This is a genomic window from Arthrobacter sp. S39, from assembly GCF_004320525.1.
Taxonomy (GTDB): domain Bacteria; phylum Actinomycetota; class Actinomycetes; order Actinomycetales; family Micrococcaceae; genus Arthrobacter.
Window position 1 is genome coordinate 176,898 of sequence record NZ_SIHX01000005.1, and the last position, 19,408, is coordinate 196,305.

Consider the following 19,408-nt stretch of genomic DNA (forward strand, 5'->3'; position numbering starts at 1 on the left):
CAGCTTCGGCAACCGCTGGCCAACTTTCCTCGTTAGGATGGGGCCGTGACTGAACCCAAGACCCCGGACGTTGCCGCAACGCCAGGCCCGGTCAAAAAGCACGGCCGGGACGGAAAATCCAACGCCACCATCTACGACATTGCCAAAGTTGCCGGCGTCAATCCCTCCACCGTTTCCCGTGCGCTCAGCAAGCCGGGAAGGGTCAGCGCCAAGACGCAGAAACTCATCGAGGATGCGGCTGCCGAGCTGAACTACCAGGTCAACCCGTTCGCCCGGGCGCTGCCGACCGGCCGGACCAGCACCTTCGGCCTGATCGTCGCGGATATCACCAACCCCACGTTCTTCGACATCATCCGCGGGGCCGAGACGACCGCCACCGTGCGGGACTACACCCTGGTGCTCGCGGAGTCCGCTGAGTCCGCCGTCACCGAGCTCACGGCGGCCCGCCGCATGATGGCCACCGTGGACGGCCTCATCCTGGCCAGCCCCCGGATGGACGACGACAACATCCGCGCCCTCGCCCGCGACAAACCGGTGGTGGTCATCAACCGCGAGGTCGACGGCGTGCCCTGCGTTGTCCCGGACGTCGACAAGGGCATCAGCGAGGCAGTCCGCAGCCTGGCCGCCAACGGGCACAGGAAGGTTGCCTTTGTTGCCGGGCCGCCGCAGTCCTGGATGTCCGCGCGCCGCTGGGACGGCGTGCAGGCCGCCTGTGAGTGGTCCCGGCTGGACGCCGTACGGCTCGAATCCACCAAACCCACGGTCGACGGCGGCAGGCAGGTGGCGCGCGACGTCCGGGCCAGCGGTGCCACCGCAGTCCTGACCTACAACGACCTCCTGGCGATCGGCCTCATGCAGGAACTCCAGGCCGCGGGCGTGGTGGTCCCGGACCAGATCAGCATCGTGGGCTTCGATGACATCTTCGGTGCCGACTTCACTACCCCGCCGCTCACCACAGTGCGTTCGCCGTTGGGGGAGTGCGGCTCAGGCGCCGCAACGCTGCTGCTTGATCTCCTGCAGGGCCGGGGGGAGGGCGCCGAAACCCTGAGGGTGGAAACCGAGCTGGTGCTGCGTGGCTCGAGCGGGCGGCTCCTTCCCGCCGGCTAGCTTCGCAGCCCCGCAACTGAATGGCAATTGATGGCAACCGGTTGACAAAGCTCCGGTGCAGGCCGGACCATTGACCTATGTCACAGTCGATTGCCGCCAACCCAGACCGGCTCCTGCCCGCGGATCCCGGAACGCGCAGCATTGCGCGGGACCTCCTGCAGCGAGTCCGGGACCTGCCCATCATTTCCCCGCACGGTCACGTTGACGCCGCAGTCATCGAGCAGAACACACCCTTCCCGGACCCGGCTGCGCTGCTGGTCAGCCCGGACCACTACGTCACCCGGCTGATCCACGCCAGCGGCGTCCCGCTGGACCGGGTGCGCGGCTCGGCAGCAGGGGAACCGGACTCGCGCACCGTCTGGCGCGAATTCTGCAAGGCGTGGCCCTTGTTCGAAGGAACGGCATCCGGCTACTGGCTCCGGACCCAGTTCGACAGCGTCTTCGGCCTCCAGCAGGAGATCAGCGCCGAGACCGCCGACGCGAGCTATGACGCCATTTCAGCCAAGCTGCTGGGGCCGGGCTTCCGTCCGCGCCAACTGTTCAAGGACTTCAACATCGAGGTCCTGGCCACCACGGATGACCCCCTGGACAGCCTGGCCAGCCACCAGGCGATCGCCCAGGACCCTACGTTCCACGGCCGGGTCCTGCCCACCTTCCGCCCGGACGCCTACCTGAACATCGCGCACCCCACCTGGTCCGCGAACGTGGACCGCCTGATCGCGGCAGCGGGCGATGGCGGTACCGGCTACGCGGGGTACATCACCGCGCTGGAAAACCGGCGTCGTTATTTCGTGGAGCATGGTGCCGTCTCGGCGGACCACGGCGTCCGCACCCCCGCGACGCTCAAACTCGACGCCGCCGACGCCGGTGCCTTGTTCGAACGGGCCCGGTCAGGCCAGGCCACAGCGCAGGACCGCGACGCCTTCGAGGCGCACATGATGTACCAGATGGCGCGGATGTCCGTGGCGGACGGCCTGGTGATGACCATCCACCCGGGCTCGTACCGCAACCATCACCAACCCACGTTCAACACGTACGGCGCCGACACCGGCCACGACATCCCCTTCGCGATAAACTACACCGAGGCCATCCGCCCCGTACTGCAGGACTTCGGCACCGCCAAGGACTTCCACCTGGTGCTCTTCACCCTGGATGAGACCGTGTTCTCCCGCGAACTCGCGCCGCTGGCAGGCTTCTACCCGTCGGTTTATCTCGGTGCGCCGTGGTGGTTCCTGGACGCGCCGGACGCCATGCTGCGCTTCCGCTCGGCCGTGACCGAAACCGCCGGGTTCTCCCGCTCCTCCGGCTTTATCGACGACACCCGCGCGTTCTGCTCCATCCCCGCACGCCACGATGCCTCGCGCCGGATCGAAGCCTCCTTCCTGGCCCGCCTCGTGGCCGAGCACCGCGTCAGCGAGGACCGCGCCCACGAACTGATCGTCGACCTGGTGGACGGTTCACCGAGACGGGTGTTCAAGCTGTGAGCATCGAACTGCAGCCCGGGGCGCCATCCGCCGTCGACCTTCCCCAACTCAACCGGCGCCTGCGCCCCTCCGCCAAGGCGCCGGTGCGGATCGTCCACCTGGGGCTCGGCGCCTTCTCCCGCTCGCACCAGGCCTGGTACACCCAGCAGGCGTCTGACGCCGCGGACTGGGGCATCGCAGCTTTCACTGGCCGCCGACCGGACGCCGCGCTGGCGCTGGCTGAACAGGACGGGCTGTTCACCGTGGTGGAACGCGCCGACGCCGGCGACTCGTTCGCCGTGGTCAGCAGCATTGTGGAGGCCGTGGACGGAGCCGACGTGCAGCGCCTCGTGGAGCTGGTTGCGGCCCCCGTCACCGCCATCATCACCCTGACCATCACCGAAGCTGCCTACCGTATCGGTTCCGACGGGCACCTGGAACGCGCCGCATCCGACGTCGCCGCCGACCTTGCGCTGCTGGCGTCCGGCAGCGCATATCCGGCGACGCCGCTGGGCCGGCTGGTGCTCGCCCTCGCCGCGCGCCGGGCTGCCGGCGCGGGACCGCTCGCCGTCGTCTGCTGCGACAACCTCTCGAACAACGGCACCGTTGCCCGCAATGCCCTGGCGGGCTTCGCCGGCGCGTGGGACGCAGGCCTTGCGGAATGGATCGACGCCAACATCAGCTTCGTCAGCACCTCGGTGGACCGCATCACCCCGCGCACCACCGACGCCGACCTTGCCGCCGTCGAGGCTGCCTGCGGCTACCGCGACAATTCACCTGTGGTGGCCGAGCCCTTCTCCAACTGGGTCCTGAGCGGGGAGTTCCCCGCCGGCCGGCCGCGCTGGGAGGACTCCGGTGCCGTGTTCGTGGCCGACATCGAACCCTACGAAAACCGCAAACTCTGGTTGCTGAACGGCGCGCACTCCCTGCTCGCCTACGCCGGCCAGCTCCGCGGCCACACCACCGTGGCCCAGGCGCTGGCGGACCCGTTCTGCCTGCAGGCTGTGGAGGGTTTCTGGGACGAGGCCGAGGCCAACCTGGCCGGCAGCGGGACGGGAGGCACAGACTTGCAGATCCCTGCCTACCGTGCCGCCCTCCATGCCCGGTTCAGCAACGCCCGGATCGCCCACCACCTGGCGCAAATCGCGATGGACGGCAGCACCAAACTGCGGATGCGCGCCGTCCCGGTACTCCAAGCCGAGCGTGCCGCGGGTCGTTCCGGGGCTGGCGCCGCACTGATGATCGCCGCCTGGATGGACTTCACCGCCGGTGGCCACACGGTGCAGGATCCACTCGTGGGCGCCATCGGTGCCGCAAACCAACTTGCTGGGTCGGAACGGACGCAGGCCCTGCTTGCGTTGCTGGATCCGGATCTTGCAAAGGACCGCTCCGTCATCGACCTCGTTGAGAACCTGCGCGGATCGTTCTGACCGCTGCCCGCCCCGACACCCCGAAACTTAATCCCGACCCTGAAAGGACCTGCAGTGAAAATCATTGCCGCGGAAGTCTTCGTGACCAGCCCGTCCCGTAACTTCGTAACCCTCCGGATCACCACGGAGGACGGTGTGACCGGCATCGGTGATGCCACCCTGAACGGCCGCGAGCTTGCCGTCGCCGCGTACTTGAAGGAACACGTCGCGCAGCTGCTGATCGGCAAGGACCCGCACCGGATCGAGGACACCTGGCAGTTCCTCTACCGGTCCTCGTACTGGCGCCGCGGCCCGGTGACCATGGCCGCGATCGCCGCCGTCGACATGGCGCTGTGGGACATCAAAGGCAAGATAGCCGGCATGCCCGTCTACCAGCTCCTGGGAGGGGCGTCCCGCAACGGGCTGCGCGCCTACGGCCACGCCTCCGGCGCCGACCTTCCGTCCCTGTTCGATTCCGTCCGTGAGCACCTGGAGCTGGGCTACAAGTCCATCCGGATCCAGACCGCCGTCCCCGGCATCAAGGCCGTCTACGGCGTCGCCGCCCAGGCCCAGGCCTCCGGGGAGCGCTACGATTACGAGCCCGCCGGCCGCGGCGCGTTCCCGCTGGAAGAAGACTGGGACACCCGGGCCTACCTACGCCACCTGCCCACAGTCTTCGAAGCTGTCCGGAACGAGTTCGGCCCGGAGATCCCGCTGCTGCACGACGGCCACCACCGCATGACCCCGATCCAGGCGGCGAAGCTCGGCAAGGCGCTGGAACCGTATGACCTGTTCTGGCTCGAGGACTGCACCCCGGCCGAAAACCAGGAAGGCCTGCGCCTGGTCCGCCAGCACACCACCACCCCGCTGGCCATCGGCGAAATCTTCAACACCGTGTTCGACTTCCAGACCCTGATCAAGGAACAGCTGATCGATTATGTCCGGGCAGCCTCCACGCACTTCGGCGGGATCTCCCCGCTGAAGAAAGTCATGGACTTCGCGGCGCAGTACCAGATCAAGTCCGGCTTCCACGGCCCCACCGACATCTCCCCGGTGGGCTTCGCCGCGCAGCTGCACGTGGGCCTGGCCATCCACAACTACGGCATCCAGGAATACATGCAGCACTCGGACAAGACCAACGAGGTCTTCGAACAGTCCATGACGTTCGTGGACGGCTACCTGCACCCAGGCGACAAGCCAGGCATCGGCGTCGAGTTCAATGAGGAAGCCGCGGCAGCGTTCCCTTACCAGCAGGCGTACCTGCCCTACAACCGCCTCGTCGACGGCACCGTCCATGACTGGTAACCCGACGCCGGAAGCTGGATCCGCCCGCCACCGCATCATCGTGATGGGCGTTTCCGGCTGCGGGAAAACCACCATCGGCGACCTGGTGGCCCGCGAACTGGGCGTGCCGTTCCTCGACGGCGACTCCCTCCACCCGCTGGAAAACGTCGCCAAAATGGCAGCCGGGACGCCGCTGACGGACGAGGACCGCTGGCCCTGGCTCGCCACGGTGGGCAGCGAACTCGCAGCTGCCAAGGACGGCCTGGTTCTGGCCTGCTCGGCCCTGCGCCGCAGCTACCGCGACGCCATCCGCGCCCAGGCGCCGGACACCGTGTTCCTGCACCTGCACGGCAGCAAAGACGTCCTTAAAGCACGGACGGAAGGCCGCTCCGGGCACTTCATGCCGCCGGCGCTGCTGGAATCCCAGCTGGCCACCCTCGAACCGCTCGAGGCCGATGAACCCGGCGTTGTGGTGGACATCGCCGCTCCAGTGGACCAGGTGGTGGCCGAGGCGTTGGCCGGCATCGCGGCTGCGGTGACTGCCGCCGTCGGAAGTCCCACCGCCGGTGCCGCCGGCACCCCAGGGCGCCAGTTCGACGTCGACCTCCAGGCCGCGCCGTTCAACCTCGACGGCGATGCCGTGGCGTGGGTGGAGTCCACGCTCGCAGGGATGAGCCTTGAGGAAAAGATCGGGCAGCTGTTCATCAACCACAACAACGATTACTCCCCGGAGTACATTGACGGCGTCCTGGACAACTTCCACGTGGGCGGCATGCGCTACCGGCCGGGACCTTCGGTGGCGGTGCAGGAACACATCCGGTACGCGCAGGCCAGGAGCCGCATCCCGCTGCTCGTGGCTTCCAACCCGGAAATGGGGGGAGCCGGAAGCTGCGACGACGGAACGTTTGTGTCGACGCACCTTCAGGCCGGCTCGCACCCGGACAAGTCCATCGCCAAGCAGATGGGCCAGGTGGCCGGGGTGGAAACCGCGGCGCTGGGCTGCAACTGGGCGTTCGCGCCGATCGTGGACATCCACTACAACTGGCGGAACACGGTGATCTCCACCCGGTCCTTCGGCAACACGCCCGAGATCGTGGTGGAGCGCGCCAAGGAGTACTTCGGCGGCATCAGCGAGTCGCCCACCGTCTGCGCCATAAAGCACTTCCCGGGCGACGGCGTGGACGAACGCGACCAGCACGTGGTCACCTCCTACAACACGCTCGGCTACGAGGAGTGGAACCGGACCTACGGGCACGTGTACCGCGAGATGATCAGGCACGGCGTGCAGTCCATCATGATCGGGCACATCGGGGCGCCGGAACTGTCCCGGCATTTCCGCCCCGGCCTCGCGGACGCGGACATCCTGCCCGCCACGCTGTCCCCGGAACTGCTCCAGGACCTGCTCCGAGGTGAGCTTGGCTTCAACGGGCTGATCCTGACCGACGCCTCGCAGATGGTGGGCCTGACCCAGGCGATGAAACGCAAGGACCTGGTGCCGGCCACCATCGCCGCCGGCTGCGACATGTTCCTGTTCTTCCGCAACCCCGCCGAGGACTTCGGGTACATGCTGGACGGCTACAAGTCCGGCGTCTTCACCGAGCGGCGCCTGCATGACGCCCTGCGTCGAATCCTTGCCCTGAAGGCAAGCCTGGGGCTGCACGTGAAGCCGGTTGCGGAGCTGGTTCCGCCGGTGGAGGCCCTTGCCGTGATCGGCTCCGAAGGCCACCGCGCCATCGCCGCGGAGATTGCGGACAAGACTGTCACCCTGGTCAAGGACACTGCGAACAACCTGCCTATCCGGCCGGAGACGCACCAGCGGATCCGGCTGTACGGGATCTCCGGCGGTTCGGACTTCACCCGTGCCGACCCGCTGGCCTACCTGGACACCGTCAAGGAGGAGCTGGAAGACGCCGGCTTCGAGGTGCACGTGTTCAAAACCGCGGACCAGCGTGCGGCGGCAGGGGAGACCGGCGTGAACTTCATGTCGGTCATCTCCGAGGAAGCCACCGGCGACTATGCGGACAAGTACGACGCCGCGTTTGTGTTCGCCAACGTGAAAGGGTTCGCGCAGGAGGCTGCCATCCGGATCAAGTGGTCCACCCCGATGGCAGCGGAGATCCCCTGGTACGTCACCGAGGTTCCCACCGTGTTCGTCTCGCTCAACCAGCCCAACCACCTGATTGACGTGCCGATGGTGAAGACCGCCATCAACGCCCATGCCGGGTCACGGGAGGCCATCCGCGCCACGATCCAAAAGATCATGGGCAAGTCGGAGTTCCAGGGAACGTTCAACGACAACGTCTTCTGCGACTCCTTCGACACCCGGCTGTAGCGTTCCCGCTGCGGGCCCCGGCCGGAACACGCACCCGGCTTCGCCCGCCGCTAAACTGGAGACCATGACTTCCCCTCTTGATGCCACTGCCGCACGTGCCCGCCTTCTTGAGCTGATCAAGGAGCTCGCCGTCGTCCGCGGCAAGGTGATCCTGTCCAGCGGAGCGGAGGCCGATTACTACATCGACCTGCGCCGCATCACCCTCCACCACGAGGCGTCCAAGCTCGTGGGCCAGGTCATGCTGGCGCTGGCGGACGACGCCGGGATCGACTTTGAGTGCGCCGGCGGTCTCACCATGGGTGCCGACCCCGTGGGTACCGCCGTGATGCACTCCGCTGTTGACGCCGGCCGGACCGTGGACGCCTTTGTGGTCCGGAAGGCGCAGAAGTCCTACGGCATGGGCCGCCAGGTCGAAGGCCCGTCCGTCGACGGCCGGAAGGTGCTGGTCCTCGAGGACACCTCCACTACCGGTGGCTCTGCGCTCACCGCTGTTGAGGGCGTCCGCAAGGCCGGCGGCAACGTGGTGGCCGTGGCCGTCATCGTGGACCGCGACACCGGCGCCAAGGAAAAAATTGAAGCCGAGACCGGGGTGCCCTACCTCTTCGCGTTCGGCAAGGACGAACTGGGCCTCTCCTAGTCCGGCACCAGCCGGCACCGGCGTAATCCGGTGCCGGTTGGACTGACGCAGGGGAGCGTCCTAGTATTTGCTCAACCTCTTCTGCAGCTATTGGAGAACGCGCCATGCTCCCACCGGAACTCCCTTTGAACACCACCGAGCAGGTCCAGAACCTCATCCTGGACAGCGCGGACTTTGAGCAGTTCCTCAACGAGCTGGCCCGGTTCTCGGCCCACCAGGTGGCAGGCGACGGCGACGACGCCCTGTGCGGCATTACCCTCCTCCGGGACCGGAAAGCCGCCACCATCGGCTGGAGCAGCGATTCCGCCCGTGAAGTGGACGAAATCCAGTACTCACTGTCCCAAGGCCCGTGCCTGACCGCCGCCGAGGAGGAACGCGAAGTCAACGTCCCGGACCTCTTTGAAGAGGACCGTTGGGGTCCGGACTACGCCAACGCCGTCGCGTCCCACGGACTGCGTTCGGTGCTTTCCCTCCCGTTCAACCTCCAGGGGGAAGCGAAAGCGGCCCTGAACCTCTACTCGGATGTGCCGCGGAAATTCGACGAACGTGCCGCGGCTAAAGCCCGGGGCTACACGCGGGAAATCTCGCAGGCACTGAGGTTGGCTGTCAGGTTTTCACTGCATACCGACAGCGCCGCCAACCTGCGTGCCACCCTGGAGTCCCGCACCATCATCGACATCGCCGTGGGCATCGTGATGGCACAAAATCGCTGCAGCCAGGATGCGGCAGTCCAGATCCTGACGGATGCGTCGAGTAACAGCAACACCAAGCTGCGGGATATCGCAAAGTCACTGGTGGATTCCGTCGGTGGGGCAGGCACCCGAACGCATTACCAGGAGCCCGGCAAAGCCCACGCGGGCTAAACAACTTCTGCGGCTTGTGCCGGGCTGGTCCGGAGGATACGCTTGCCGAGGTTGAGCCGTCGGCCATAGACACCCTTATTTGGAGTACCTATGGACCGCAAATTGCACGCCCTCGCTACGCGTGACGTTCTCACGGACACTGTCCGGATTGATATCCGTGGCAGCCTCACTGGGGAAACCCGCCCGGCACTTGTGAACCTGGTCCGACGTGTTCGGGCCCTGGGCATTCCCTCCCACATCCACGTTGACCTCTCCCGGGCTGCTTACGTTGAATCGGCGGCGCTGGCGGGCCTCCGCAACGATCTCAACGCCATCGACGGAGCCACCCTTCCCGGTATGGCCGGAAGCGGCGTATCACTGGTTCTGACCCCGCGCAGCGATGCGGCCCCGCCGGAAGCCGGCGTCAACGGGCTGTCGCTGGCCATCACCGATGAGCTCGCGGACACTTTCGCTGACGGCGCCGAAGGGGACGCCCATGCACCCCTTGACCCGATGTTCGGGCGTCCCTTGGCAGAATACTCCGACGACGAACTCCTCACGGCCAGCGATTCGATCTTTGCGCTGCTCGATGAGCCCGAAGCGTTCGCCGGCTCGGACCTGTTGGCACGGTACAACGAGATCGGCCAGGAGCTTGCGCGCCGAAACCCGATGGGCGGCCTGTACGACCCCGCCCGGGAGGGCCTGGCTGCCAGCTGACACGGCCCGGTCCTGCCAGGGGGTTGCAGCAGGGGCTTCCGCTGTGCGTACGGTAGACACGTGCCGTACAGGGGGGAAACAGATCCGCAGGGACAGCCTGAACAGCCGGGAATTGACCATGCCCGGCTGCTGGCCGACGCTGCAGCCCTCCGGCAGTTCTCCCGCCGGGGCTTCCTCTGGGGAACAGGAGCGTCCGCCCTGCTGGCCGGGGATATGCTCGTCACCCGCCGCGTCCAGTCGGAGCGGCGGGTCAACAGGATCCTTGAAGTCCGGGACGACTTCGCCGATGCGTACTACCCCGATGCCAGCTGGTTCCTGTTTCCGGGCTACAAAACCAGCTGGGAAGAAGCGCAGTGGATCCTGAACGCCCTGCGCGGAGCGCTGAACAAGCGCGCCCGGCTGGCCGCCGTCGGCTATTCCAACCAGGGGCTGGACATCGATGAACTGGTGATCGCCGTGATTGAGCATGTGCGGGCGAACAAGCTCACCAAATTGTTCTTCTATGGCCACAGCTTTGGCGGCATGGTGGCCACGCAGGTCGCCGCCCGCCTCCGCGAACTCCACGGCGTGGAAGTGGCGTTCATCCTGCTCGATTCCAGCCCGTACAGCAAGCACGACGTACTGGACCAGAGCTGGTTCGACGGCGTGGTGTTCCTCTACGAGCGCGGTTTCCGTGTCCCGTCCGTGCTGCGCGGCGGGTACGAACTGGGGGAGCGGGTGATCCACAAGGACGAGCGGACCTGGCGCCAGATCCTGGACCAGACCCTGGAGCAGCTGTCCCCGATCGCCCCCTCCAGTGTGCTCGTGCAGTCGGAGTCCGCCTACATTTACCACTTCGACGGGCTCCGGTTCGTGGAGAAGCTTGGCGGCACGAAGATGGCGTTCATCGGCAACCCGCGGGACCAGACGGTGCAGTACCAGACTGCCCTGGAGGCGTGGGAGGTTGCCTACAGTTCCAATATCGTGTCAACAAACCTGCAAACGGAGGGCGCCCGGCCGGCACACGCCAGTCCGGGCTGGAACCCCACCGTTTACCGGCCCATCGTGGACCAGCTGATGAACGAGTTCTTCCCCCTTCCCGGCGGGGGATCGCGGGTGACTGTTTTCTAAGCCTGTGTCCTAGATCTGGCTTTTCAGGTCCGCGACGGAGTTGAGCACCTGGTTGGGCCGGAACGGGTAAGAGGCAATCTCTTCACGCTGCGTGATGCCGCTCAGTACCAGGACCGTATGCAGGCCAGCCTCCATGCCCGCGATGATGTCCGTGTCCATCCGGTCACCGATCATGGCAGTGGTTTCCGAATGTGCGTCGATCTGGTTCATGGCCGACCGGAACATCATGGGATTCGGCTTGCCTACGATGTACGGCTCCCGGCCGGTGGCCTTGGTGATCAGGGCCGCGATGGCACCGGTCGCAGGCATGGGGCCGTCCTTGGAGGGGCCGGTGGCGTCGGGGTTGGTGGCGATGAAACGGGCTCCGGCCAGGATCAGCCGGATGGCCATGGTGATCGCTTCGAAGGAGTAGGTGCGCGTTTCGCCGAGCACCACAAAGTCCGGGTCCTGGTCGGTGAGGATGAAGCCGGCCTCGTGCAGCGCCGTCGTCAGCCCCGCCTCACCGATGGTGTAGGCGCGGTTTCCGGAACCCGAGCCCTGCACCTGGTCCTTGAGGAACTGCGCGGTGGCGAGCGCCGAGGTCCAGATGTTCTCCTCCGGAACCTCCAGGCCCGACGCGCGGAGCCGGGCAGCAAGGTCGCGGGGAGTGAAGATGGAGTTGTTGGTCAGCACCAGGAAGCGCTTGGAGGTGTCCACCCAGCGCTGGATCAGCTCGGCCGCGCCGGGGACAGCCTGGTTTTCGTGGACCAGGACGCCGTCCATGTCCGTCAGCCAGCACTCGATCTCCTGGCCGCTTCGGTAGACCGCCGGTGATCCGTTGACCTGGTCTGCTTTTGCCATGTTTTTCCTCCAACGCCGATGTGCCTTTACCGGGCTCCAGTCTGTCATTCTTCGGGCGAAGGAACACGTGAGGCCGAAGAAATGACGGCGGAGCCCGCGCGCGCCGGCTGTCCGGCCCATCGGCTAGGCTCGTGGTGGCGCCATGGCGCCCAGCGGCTGCGGATCGGGGGATGTCCGCGGCGGTGTTGTGCCGGCGTGCGCCGGCTGGTCCCCGCCGTCGGAAATCACCGGGCACCGCGGGAACCGCAGGATGCCTGCCAGCACCTGAAAGGGACCGCCATGAGCAACAACTACAGTGCGCCGCCGCCACCGTCCAGGGACGCGGAGGGCAACCCGCAGGCTCCGTATCCAGGGCAGCAGTACGCCCAAACGCCGCAGCCGGGCCAGCAGTACCCCGGCCAGCAGTACCCGGGCCAGTACCCGCAGCAGCCGGCACCGCAGCCCCCGCACAGCAACAAAAAGGCGCTCTTCATCGTTCTCGGTGCCGTTGCCGCCGTCGTGATTGTTGGATTGGTGGCGGTGTTCGCCTGGGTGATTCCCACCTTCGCCAAACCGCAGGCCGGGGACACTCCGTCTCCCGTGGTGACGTCCGGGGCAGCAGGGGAAAGCGCCGCGCCGGAAGAATCGGCGGCGCCGTCGGACGATCCCAGCGCGGACGACGTGCCGGCCGGCGCCATCCCGCTGCCGCCGGGATGGGCGGAACTGCAAGGACCGGCGAACATCCCGGCCGAAGGTGACCCGCTCTTCAGCCGGTTTGTCACCGGGGAGTCATCCTTCCAGTACCTGGCCGCCTGGACCGGCGACGAGACGTTCGGGATCACCACTGACCCGACCACGGGCGCTCCCATGCAGCAAAAAGCCCAGGGCACCGAGGAACGTGACGCGGACGGCATCGCCCTGGCCTTTGCGTTCTTCGCTGAAGCGGAAGAGGGCAAGTACGGCAAGGAACCGGAGAAAGTCCAGGCCGCCATCAAGGAGATCGAGGCCAAGTTCACCGCCATGCCCGCGGCCGAAATGCCGCAGCACCTGGTGGGCCATAAGTGCACCAGCAATTTCACGACGACCACTCCGGAAATCCGGGAGTTCCGCCGGGCGGCCGCCGTGGTGATCGGCTTTGAGTGCCTCAACGCCCGCGGCGAAACCATCAAGGCAGTGAACCTGTTCAGTGTCACCCCGTGGGGAACGCCGCAGATGGTGGGCGTCAGCGGCCATGCGACGTACTGGGATGAACACCCGGGGCTGCTGGAGCAGCTCGCCAACTCCTACCGCGCCAACCGCTGGAAGATCGACGGCTGACCCCGGCTAGAGTTGAGGCGTGACTGACCAGCCCCAGACCCCGCCGCTGCCCGTTCCACCGCCCGAGGAAGAATCCGGGCCAAAGGCGGAGGTCGGCGTCGGGCCCTGGGAAGGCGAGCTGCCCGCCGGGGACCACTGGGATCCGGAGCTGCTGGCCGACGGGGACCGGCGGAACGTCGTGGACCAGTACCGCTACTGGAAGCATGACGCGATCGTGGCCGACCTCGATTCCAAGCGGCACAACTTCCACATCGCCATCGAGAACTGGCAGCACGACCTCAATATCGGCACCGTGGTGCGGACCGCCAACGCGTTCCTCGCCAAGGAAGTCCACATCATCGGACGACGCCGGTGGAACAGGCGCGGGGCCATGGTCACCGACCGCTACCAGCACGTCCGCCACCACCCCACCGTGGAGGACTTCGTGGCGTGGGCGCAGGGGGAAGGGCTTGCGATCATCGGCATCGATATCTTCCCGGATTCCGTGCCCCTGGAAACCTACGAACTGCCCAAGGACTGTGTGCTGGTGTTCGGCCAGGAAGGCCCCGGCCTGACACCGGAAGTGCACGAGGCCGCCCTCGCCACCCTTTCCATCGAGCAGTTCGGCTCCACCCGCTCCATCAACGCGGCGTCCGCCGCGGCCATCGCGATGCACGCGTGGGTGCGCCGGCACGTATTCAACCAGCACGTGTAGGCAAGTGTTACCGGGTCTGCGTGACCCGAAACACGGCGCCCCGGCAGAAATGGCTAGGATGGTTCCTAGCCGACGAGGTTCACTCCAGGGCCAACCCAGCCCGCCGACGAAATTCACTTTAGGAGTCAGCATGCCCATTGCAACCCCAGAGATCTACTCCGAGATGATCGACCGCGCAAAGACGGGCGGCTTCGCATTCCCCGCCGTCAACGTCACCTCCTCGCAGACGCTGAACGCAGCGATCCGCGGCTTCGCCGAGGCTGAGTCCGACGGCATCATCCAGGTTTCCACCGGCGGTGCCGCCTACTGGTCCGGGGCCTCGGTCAAGGACATGGTGGCCGGTTCCCTCGGCTTCGCCGCCTTCGCCCGCGAAGTGGCCAAGAACTACAACGTCAACATCGCCCTGCACACGGACCACTGCCCCAAGGACAAGCTCGACGGATTCGTCCTGCCGCTCCTGGCAGCGTCCGAGGCCGAGGTCAAGGCCGGCCGCAACCCGATCTTCAACTCGCACATGTGGGACGGCTCGCACGAGACCCTCGAAGACAACCTGCGCATCGCCCGCGAACTGCTGGAGCGTTCCGCAGCCGCCAAGATGATCCTCGAAGTCGAGATCGGCACGGTCGGCGGCGAGGAAGACGGCGTTGAGAACGAGATCAACGAGAAGCTTTACACCACCACCGAAGACGCCCTCGCCACCATTGAGGCCCTCGGCACAGGCGAAAACGGCCGCTACATGACGGCGCTGACCTTCGGCAACGTCCACGGCGTGTACAAGCCGGGCGGCGTGAAGCTGCGCCCCGAGCTGCTGAAGCAGATCCAGGCCGAGGTCGGCGCCAAGATCGGCAAGGAAAACCCGTTCGACCTCGTGTTCCACGGCGGCTCCGGCTCGTCCGACCAGGAAATCGCTGACGCTGTTTCCTACGGTGTCATCAAGATGAACGTCGACACGGACACCCAGTACGCCTTCACCCGCCCGGTGGCCGGCCACATGCTCGCCAACTACGACGGCGTGCTGAAGATCGACGGCGAAATGGGCAACAAGAAGACCTACGACCCCCGCGTCTGGGGCGCCTCCGCCGAAGCCGGCATGGCCGCCCGCATTGTTGAGGCCGCCCGCCAGCTCGGCTCCCTCGGCAAGACGTTCTAGTATGTCCGACGAGTTCCGCAAGAACCTGATGGGCCCTGAGCCCACGCTCCTGCCTGCCGAGACCGACGTCTACGCGCAACTGGACGCGGGCCAGGAAGCCCTGGACCTCGTGGAAAAGCACCCCACGTCGTCGCTGTTGTGGGCCGTGCTGGCCGAGGAGGCGTGGGCCGAAGGGCGCACCATCGACTCCTACGCCTACTCACGCGTGGGCTACCACCGCGGGCTGGACTCGCTGCGCCGCAACGGCTGGCGCGGAGTGGGCCCCATTCCGTGGGAGCACGAGCCCAACCAGGGCTTCCTGCGCGCACTCTACTCGCTGGGCCGGGCTTCCTCGGCGATCGGCGAGGCGGACGAGCCGGAGCGGATCGAGAAGTTCCTGAACGACTCGGATCCGGCCGCGAAGGCAGCCATCGAAGCGCAAGGCTAAAAGCAACGCGGGGTCACTTCCTGCCCAATAAACCTACGGTTACGGGCAGGAAGTGACCCCGCGTTGCGGTTTTAACGAGTACGACGGCGGGCGGTCACCTTTTCGAAAAGGTGCCCGCCCGCCGTCGTATGTCGAGCTTGTTGAGACCCGGGCTGTCAGCTGGCTTTCGTGAGGCCCGTGCGCGCCATGGCGTCGGTGTAGGCCACGCGCATTTCCTCGAGGTACTGTTCCTGCCGCGCGGGCGTGCCGGCGAAGGCGCGGCCGCTCAGGGACCTGACCTTGTAGGTCTTGAGTCCGCGGCGCCAGATCATGGGCACCTCGGTCTTCAGGAGCAGGTTGGCCAGGCGGTTGGCTTCGGTGCCATGTGCCACGATGACCGACGCGCGGGGGACCAGGGCAAGGAACTTGAGCAGCGGCTTGAGGCCGGAGGAAATCTGGTCCGGCGTGAACTTGCCGTTGACCTCGCCCGGGGTGTGCCACGGGTGGACGTTCCACGGCATCACGAATTCCGGACGCAGGCCCAGCGTCCACTGGATGCCCAGCATGCGGGTGGCTGCGTCGTCGTCGCCGGCGGTGATGAAACCGGACTTGTCCGCTTCCCCGATGTTCGAGTAGAGGCTGATGATGCGGCACTCGTCCACATCGTGCATCGGGTCAACGTAGGGGACTTCGGTGTGGGGCTTGACGCTCTGCAGGGAATCGCACAGCTCGTTGACGGCGGCAACGTTGGGTTCGTAACGGCGGCTCAAAAGCTGCTCACGGAAAGATTCGGGTGCCAGGGCTGTCATGTAGTGCTATGTCTCCTGCGGGGCTAGGTGCTGCTGCCAATCCGGAAAATGGGCGCGGTGGGGCGCGCCGCAGTCCGGGATGGTTTGAAATGTGGTGGACCGATTCCTGGTCGGTCACTACCAGTCTAGCAAGCCCCGCGAAACGAAACGCCGGGCCGGCCTCGCGGGCTTTCGCGAGGCCGGCCCGGGGATCGGTCAGCCGTTGACTCCCGCAGTTGTGGCGTTCTGCGCGCTGGCGGGTGTGGGTGTCGGGTAGATCGTCTGGAGCGGCGCGCGGTTGGTGGCTTTGGCCCATGGGTAGTACACCGCCATGGTCGCAAGGATTCCCACGATCCAGGAAATGTCCGCGCCTCCCAGCCACTTGGTGACCGGCCCCGTGTAGAGCGCCTGGGCGAGGAACGGCACCTGGATGAGGACTCCGATCCCGTAGGAGACCAGGGCTGGGACATTCCAGCGGCCGTAGCGGCCGTCCGGGTTGTACAGGGCCGGGATGTCCAGCCGGTCGCGGGAGATCTTGTAGTAGTCCACGAGGTTGATCACCGACCACGGCGTAAACACCATCAGCAGCAGCAGGACGAAGTTCTTGAAGACGTTCAAGAAGTCCTTGCTGGCGAAAAGGGCTATCAGCACGCTAGCCGTGATGACGGCGATGATGAAGGCGATGCGGGCCGCCCGTGAGACGGAGTCGCGGCGGTTGATGGCCGTGCTGATGGTCACAGAGCACATGAAGGCTCCATAGGCGTTGAGGCAGTTGACGGTGAGCTTGCCCGTGACGATCACGAGGTAGATGAAGACCGCAATCAGTCCTCCGCCGGCCAGGTCTCCCATGTAGCCCACCTGGTTCTTGAGGAAATCGCCGCCCAGGCCGGCGGCGGAGAGCCCGCCTGCTATGGCACCCAGCGTCATGGCCCACTGGGCACCGCCCACAGAGCCAGCGAACGTGTACCAGAAGGTTTTGCGCTCTGAGGTGGACTGGGGCAGGTAACGCGAATAGTCGGCGACGTAGGGGCCAAAGGTGAGTTGCCATCCTGCACCCAGGGCTATTGCGGTGAGGAAGGTGGGCCATTCGAAGCCCTTCAGGAACATGATCTGGCCAACGTCGAACCTGGTGAACACGGCAACAGTCAGGTACAGGAAGCCGGCCAGGCCAAGCACTGTGGCGATGCGGCCAAGGGCGTGGATGTACTTGTAGCCCAGGATTGCCAGGAACGCGGTGGCGGCGCCAAAGATCAGGATGCCGACTACTGGGGCATCCACGCCCAGCATGAGGTTGATAGCCTGACCGGACAGCACCGTGCCGGTAGAGGCGAAGCCGATGTACATCAGGATCACCAGGACCAGCGGAATCACGGCACCGTAGACACCGAACTGGGCGCGGCTGGAGATCATCTGGGGAAGCCCCAGTTTCGGCCCCTGGGCGGAGTGCAGCGCCATGACGGCGCCGCCGACGACGTTGCCCAGCAGGAGGCCGATGATGGCCCAGAACGCGTCGGCCCCGAATACGACGGCGAGGGCGCCGTCAACGATTGCGGTGATCTGCGCGTTCGCCCCGAACCAGAGCGTGAACTGACCCCTCGGGTGGCCGTGCCGCTCGCGTGGCGGGATCATCTCGATGGACCGGGCCTCGACTGTAGTGCTTCCTGCTGCCATGGTTACTCCTCGTGCTGGCTGTTATGTTCCATGTCACAGGTTCCTGGGCGGCAGGACAACGGCGATGCCGCGGCGAATGTCGCAAATACCAGACACCCCGGCGTGTCGTCCGGAGTCGCCCCGGCGCCGCAGTCAGGGCGCCATCGGCTAAACTTGGGTGGTAAGAGCCCCGGAACTCTTGCGTTGGCAGGCCGCACCTCGGACCTGGCAAGGCTGGTCCATTCGGGGCATTCTCATGAACGGCGCTGCACCAGGCCTGCCATTTCGGTGGACAGCCTGGCCGGCCCGAACGAATGGGGGAGGATCCCATGCCAGCAATCGTGATCGTAGGAGCCCAGTGGGGCGACGAAGGAAAAGGCAAAGCCACTGACCTTTTGGGCGGCCGAGTCGACTACGTCGTCAAGCCGAACGGCGGCAACAATGCCGGGCACACCGTCGTCGTAGGCGGTGAGAAGTACGAGCTCAAGCTCCTTCCTGCCGGCATCCTCAGCCCCAACGCGGTCCCGATCATCGGCAACGGCTGCGTGGTGAACCTCGAGGCCCTGTTCCAGGAGATCGACGGGCTGGAGGCGCGCGGCGCCGACACCTCCAAGCTCCGTGTTTCGGCCAACGCACACCTCGTTGCCCCCTATCACCAGGTGCTGGACAAAGTCACCGAGCGCTTCCTCGGCAGCCGCGCCATCGGCACCACCGGCCGCGGTATCGGCCCGGCCTACATGGACAAGGTGGCCCGCCTGGGCATCCGCGTCCAGGACGTCTTTGACGAGTCGATCCTCCGCCAGAAGGTTGAAGGGTCGCTGCGCCAGAAGAACGATCTCCTGGTCAAGATCTACAACCGCCGCAGCGTTGTGGTGGAGGAGATCGTGGAGTACTTCCTGTCCTTCGCCGACCGCCTGCGCCCGCTGGTCATCGACAGCACGCTGGTCCTGAACACAGCACTGGACGAGGGCAAGGTGGTCCTGATGGAGGGCGGCCAGGCCACGTTCCTGGACGTTGACCACGGCACGTACCCGTTCGTCACTTCGTCCAACCCCACCGCGGGCGGCGCCTCCGTGGGTTCCGGCATCGGCCCCACCCGCATCTCACGCTCGATCGGCATCATCAAGGCCTACACCACCCGCGTCGGTGCGGGCCCGTTCCCCACGGAGCTGTTCGACGAGATGGGCATGTACCTGCAGAAGACCGGCGGCGAGTTTGGCGTCAACACCGGCCGCCCGCGCCGCTGCGGCTGGTACGACGCCGTCCTGGCCCGCCACGCCTCCCGCGTCAACGGTTTCACGGACTACTTCGTCACCAAGCTGGACGTCCTGACAGGCATCGAGCAGATCCCGGTCTGCGTGGCCTACGACGTCGACGGTGTGCGCCACGACGAAATGCCCATGACGCAGACCGAGTTCCACCACGCCGTGCCCATCTTCGAGTACTTCGAAGGCTGGACCGAGGACATCACCGGCGCCCGGACCCTGGCGGACCTGCCGGAGAACGCCCGCAACTACGTGCTGGCCCTGGAAAAGCTCTCCGGCACGCGGTTCTCGGCCATCGGCGTCGGCCCGGACCGGGACCAGACGATCGTGGTCAACGACCTCATCAACGACTGACGTTTTAGAACGTACGACGGCGGCGGGTCACCCTGGGTTCCTAACGAGCCTTGCGGGTGGCCCG

Annotated in this window: 17 protein-coding genes; 14 read left to right on the plus strand and 3 right to left on the minus strand. The window is 66.1% G+C overall.

Annotated features, from left to right (window positions below):
- The first annotated feature begins 45 nt into the window (after positions 1-45).
- The 9 genes from EYS21_RS12065 to EYS21_RS12105 all read left to right on the plus strand — a co-directional run bounded on the left by EYS21_RS12065 (position 46) and on the right by EYS21_RS12105 (position 10,901).
- Positions 46-1,107: a LacI family DNA-binding transcriptional regulator gene (locus tag EYS21_RS12065; RefSeq protein WP_131133447.1), complete on the plus strand. Its 1,062-nt coding sequence runs from the start codon at positions 46-48 to the stop codon at positions 1,105-1,107.
- 77 nt (positions 1,108-1,184) lie between these two features.
- Complete coding sequence (uxaC, locus tag EYS21_RS12070) at positions 1,185-2,591, plus strand: glucuronate isomerase (RefSeq protein ID WP_131133448.1); 1,407 nt, start codon at positions 1,185-1,187, stop codon at positions 2,589-2,591.
- Positions 2,588-4,000 (plus strand): mannitol dehydrogenase family protein, encoded by a 1,413-nt coding sequence (locus EYS21_RS12075; protein WP_131133449.1) that lies wholly within the window; start codon positions 2,588-2,590, stop codon positions 3,998-4,000. Before uxaC ends, EYS21_RS12075 begins: the two co-directional genes overlap by 4 nt.
- A gap of 54 nt (positions 4,001-4,054) precedes the next feature.
- Positions 4,055-5,284: a D-mannonate dehydratase ManD gene (gene manD / locus EYS21_RS12080; protein ID WP_131133450.1), complete on the plus strand. Its 1,230-nt coding sequence runs from the start codon at positions 4,055-4,057 to the stop codon at positions 5,282-5,284.
- Positions 5,274-7,595, plus strand: a complete 2,322-nt coding sequence (locus EYS21_RS12085; protein ID WP_131133451.1) for a gluconokinase, GntK/IdnK-type — start codon at positions 5,274-5,276, stop codon at positions 7,593-7,595. Before manD ends, EYS21_RS12085 begins: the two co-directional genes overlap by 11 nt.
- Before the next feature lie 64 nt (positions 7,596-7,659).
- Positions 7,660-8,232: an orotate phosphoribosyltransferase gene (pyrE, locus tag EYS21_RS12090; protein WP_131133452.1), complete on the plus strand. Its 573-nt coding sequence runs from the start codon at positions 7,660-7,662 to the stop codon at positions 8,230-8,232.
- A 104-nt stretch (positions 8,233-8,336) separates the two neighbouring features.
- Positions 8,337-9,095: a GAF and ANTAR domain-containing protein gene (locus EYS21_RS12095; protein ID WP_131133453.1), complete on the plus strand. Its 759-nt coding sequence runs from the start codon at positions 8,337-8,339 to the stop codon at positions 9,093-9,095.
- A gap of 90 nt (positions 9,096-9,185) precedes the next feature.
- Entirely contained in the window at positions 9,186-9,791 is a 606-nt protein-coding gene (locus tag EYS21_RS12100; protein WP_131133454.1) for a hypothetical protein, read from the plus strand.
- A 60-nt stretch (positions 9,792-9,851) separates the two neighbouring features.
- Positions 9,852-10,901 (plus strand): alpha/beta fold hydrolase, encoded by a 1,050-nt coding sequence (locus tag EYS21_RS12105; protein WP_131133455.1) that lies wholly within the window; start codon positions 9,852-9,854, stop codon positions 10,899-10,901.
- Between the two features lie 9 nt (positions 10,902-10,910).
- Here the strand turns inward: EYS21_RS12105 and EYS21_RS12110 are convergent, their stop codons facing one another.
- The gene (locus tag EYS21_RS12110; RefSeq protein WP_131133456.1) at positions 10,911-11,741 is read right to left on the minus strand and encodes an HAD-IIA family hydrolase; all 831 of its coding nucleotides are present in this window, start codon (positions 11,739-11,741) and stop codon (positions 10,911-10,913) included.
- 279 nt (positions 11,742-12,020) lie between these two features.
- Here EYS21_RS12110 and EYS21_RS12115 point away from each other — a divergent pair, with 279 nt between their 5' ends.
- The 4 genes from EYS21_RS12115 (at position 12,021) to EYS21_RS12130 (ending at position 15,308) form a co-directional block, all read left to right on the plus strand.
- Positions 12,021-13,037, plus strand: a complete 1,017-nt coding sequence (locus EYS21_RS12115; RefSeq protein ID WP_131133457.1) for a hypothetical protein — start codon at positions 12,021-12,023, stop codon at positions 13,035-13,037.
- A 46-nt stretch (positions 13,038-13,083) separates the two neighbouring features.
- Positions 13,084-13,731, plus strand: a complete 648-nt coding sequence (locus EYS21_RS12120) for a TrmH family RNA methyltransferase (RefSeq protein WP_207307759.1) — start codon at positions 13,084-13,086, stop codon at positions 13,729-13,731.
- 130 nt (positions 13,732-13,861) lie between these two features.
- Positions 13,862-14,881: a class II fructose-bisphosphate aldolase gene (gene fbaA / locus EYS21_RS12125; RefSeq protein WP_131133459.1), complete on the plus strand. Its 1,020-nt coding sequence runs from the start codon at positions 13,862-13,864 to the stop codon at positions 14,879-14,881.
- 1 nt (position 14,882) lies between these two features.
- A complete protein-coding gene (locus EYS21_RS12130) occupies positions 14,883-15,308 on the plus strand; it encodes a DUF3151 domain-containing protein (RefSeq protein ID WP_131133460.1) in 426 nt (141 codons plus the stop codon).
- A 155-nt stretch (positions 15,309-15,463) separates the two neighbouring features.
- Here EYS21_RS12130 and EYS21_RS12135 read toward each other — a convergent pair whose 3' ends face one another.
- Entirely contained in the window at positions 15,464-16,096 is a 633-nt protein-coding gene (locus tag EYS21_RS12135) for a uracil-DNA glycosylase (protein ID WP_131133461.1), read from the minus strand.
- A 195-nt stretch (positions 16,097-16,291) separates the two neighbouring features.
- Positions 16,292-17,746, minus strand: coding sequence for a cytosine permease (locus EYS21_RS12140; protein WP_131133462.1), 1,455 nt, complete (start codon positions 17,744-17,746; stop codon positions 16,292-16,294).
- 308 nt (positions 17,747-18,054) lie between these two features.
- Between EYS21_RS12140 and EYS21_RS12145 the strand changes: the two genes are divergently transcribed.
- The gene (locus EYS21_RS12145) at positions 18,055-19,344 is read left to right on the plus strand and encodes an adenylosuccinate synthase (RefSeq protein ID WP_131133463.1); all 1,290 of its coding nucleotides are present in this window, start codon (positions 18,055-18,057) and stop codon (positions 19,342-19,344) included.
- Positions 19,345-19,408: the final 64 nt, after the last annotated feature.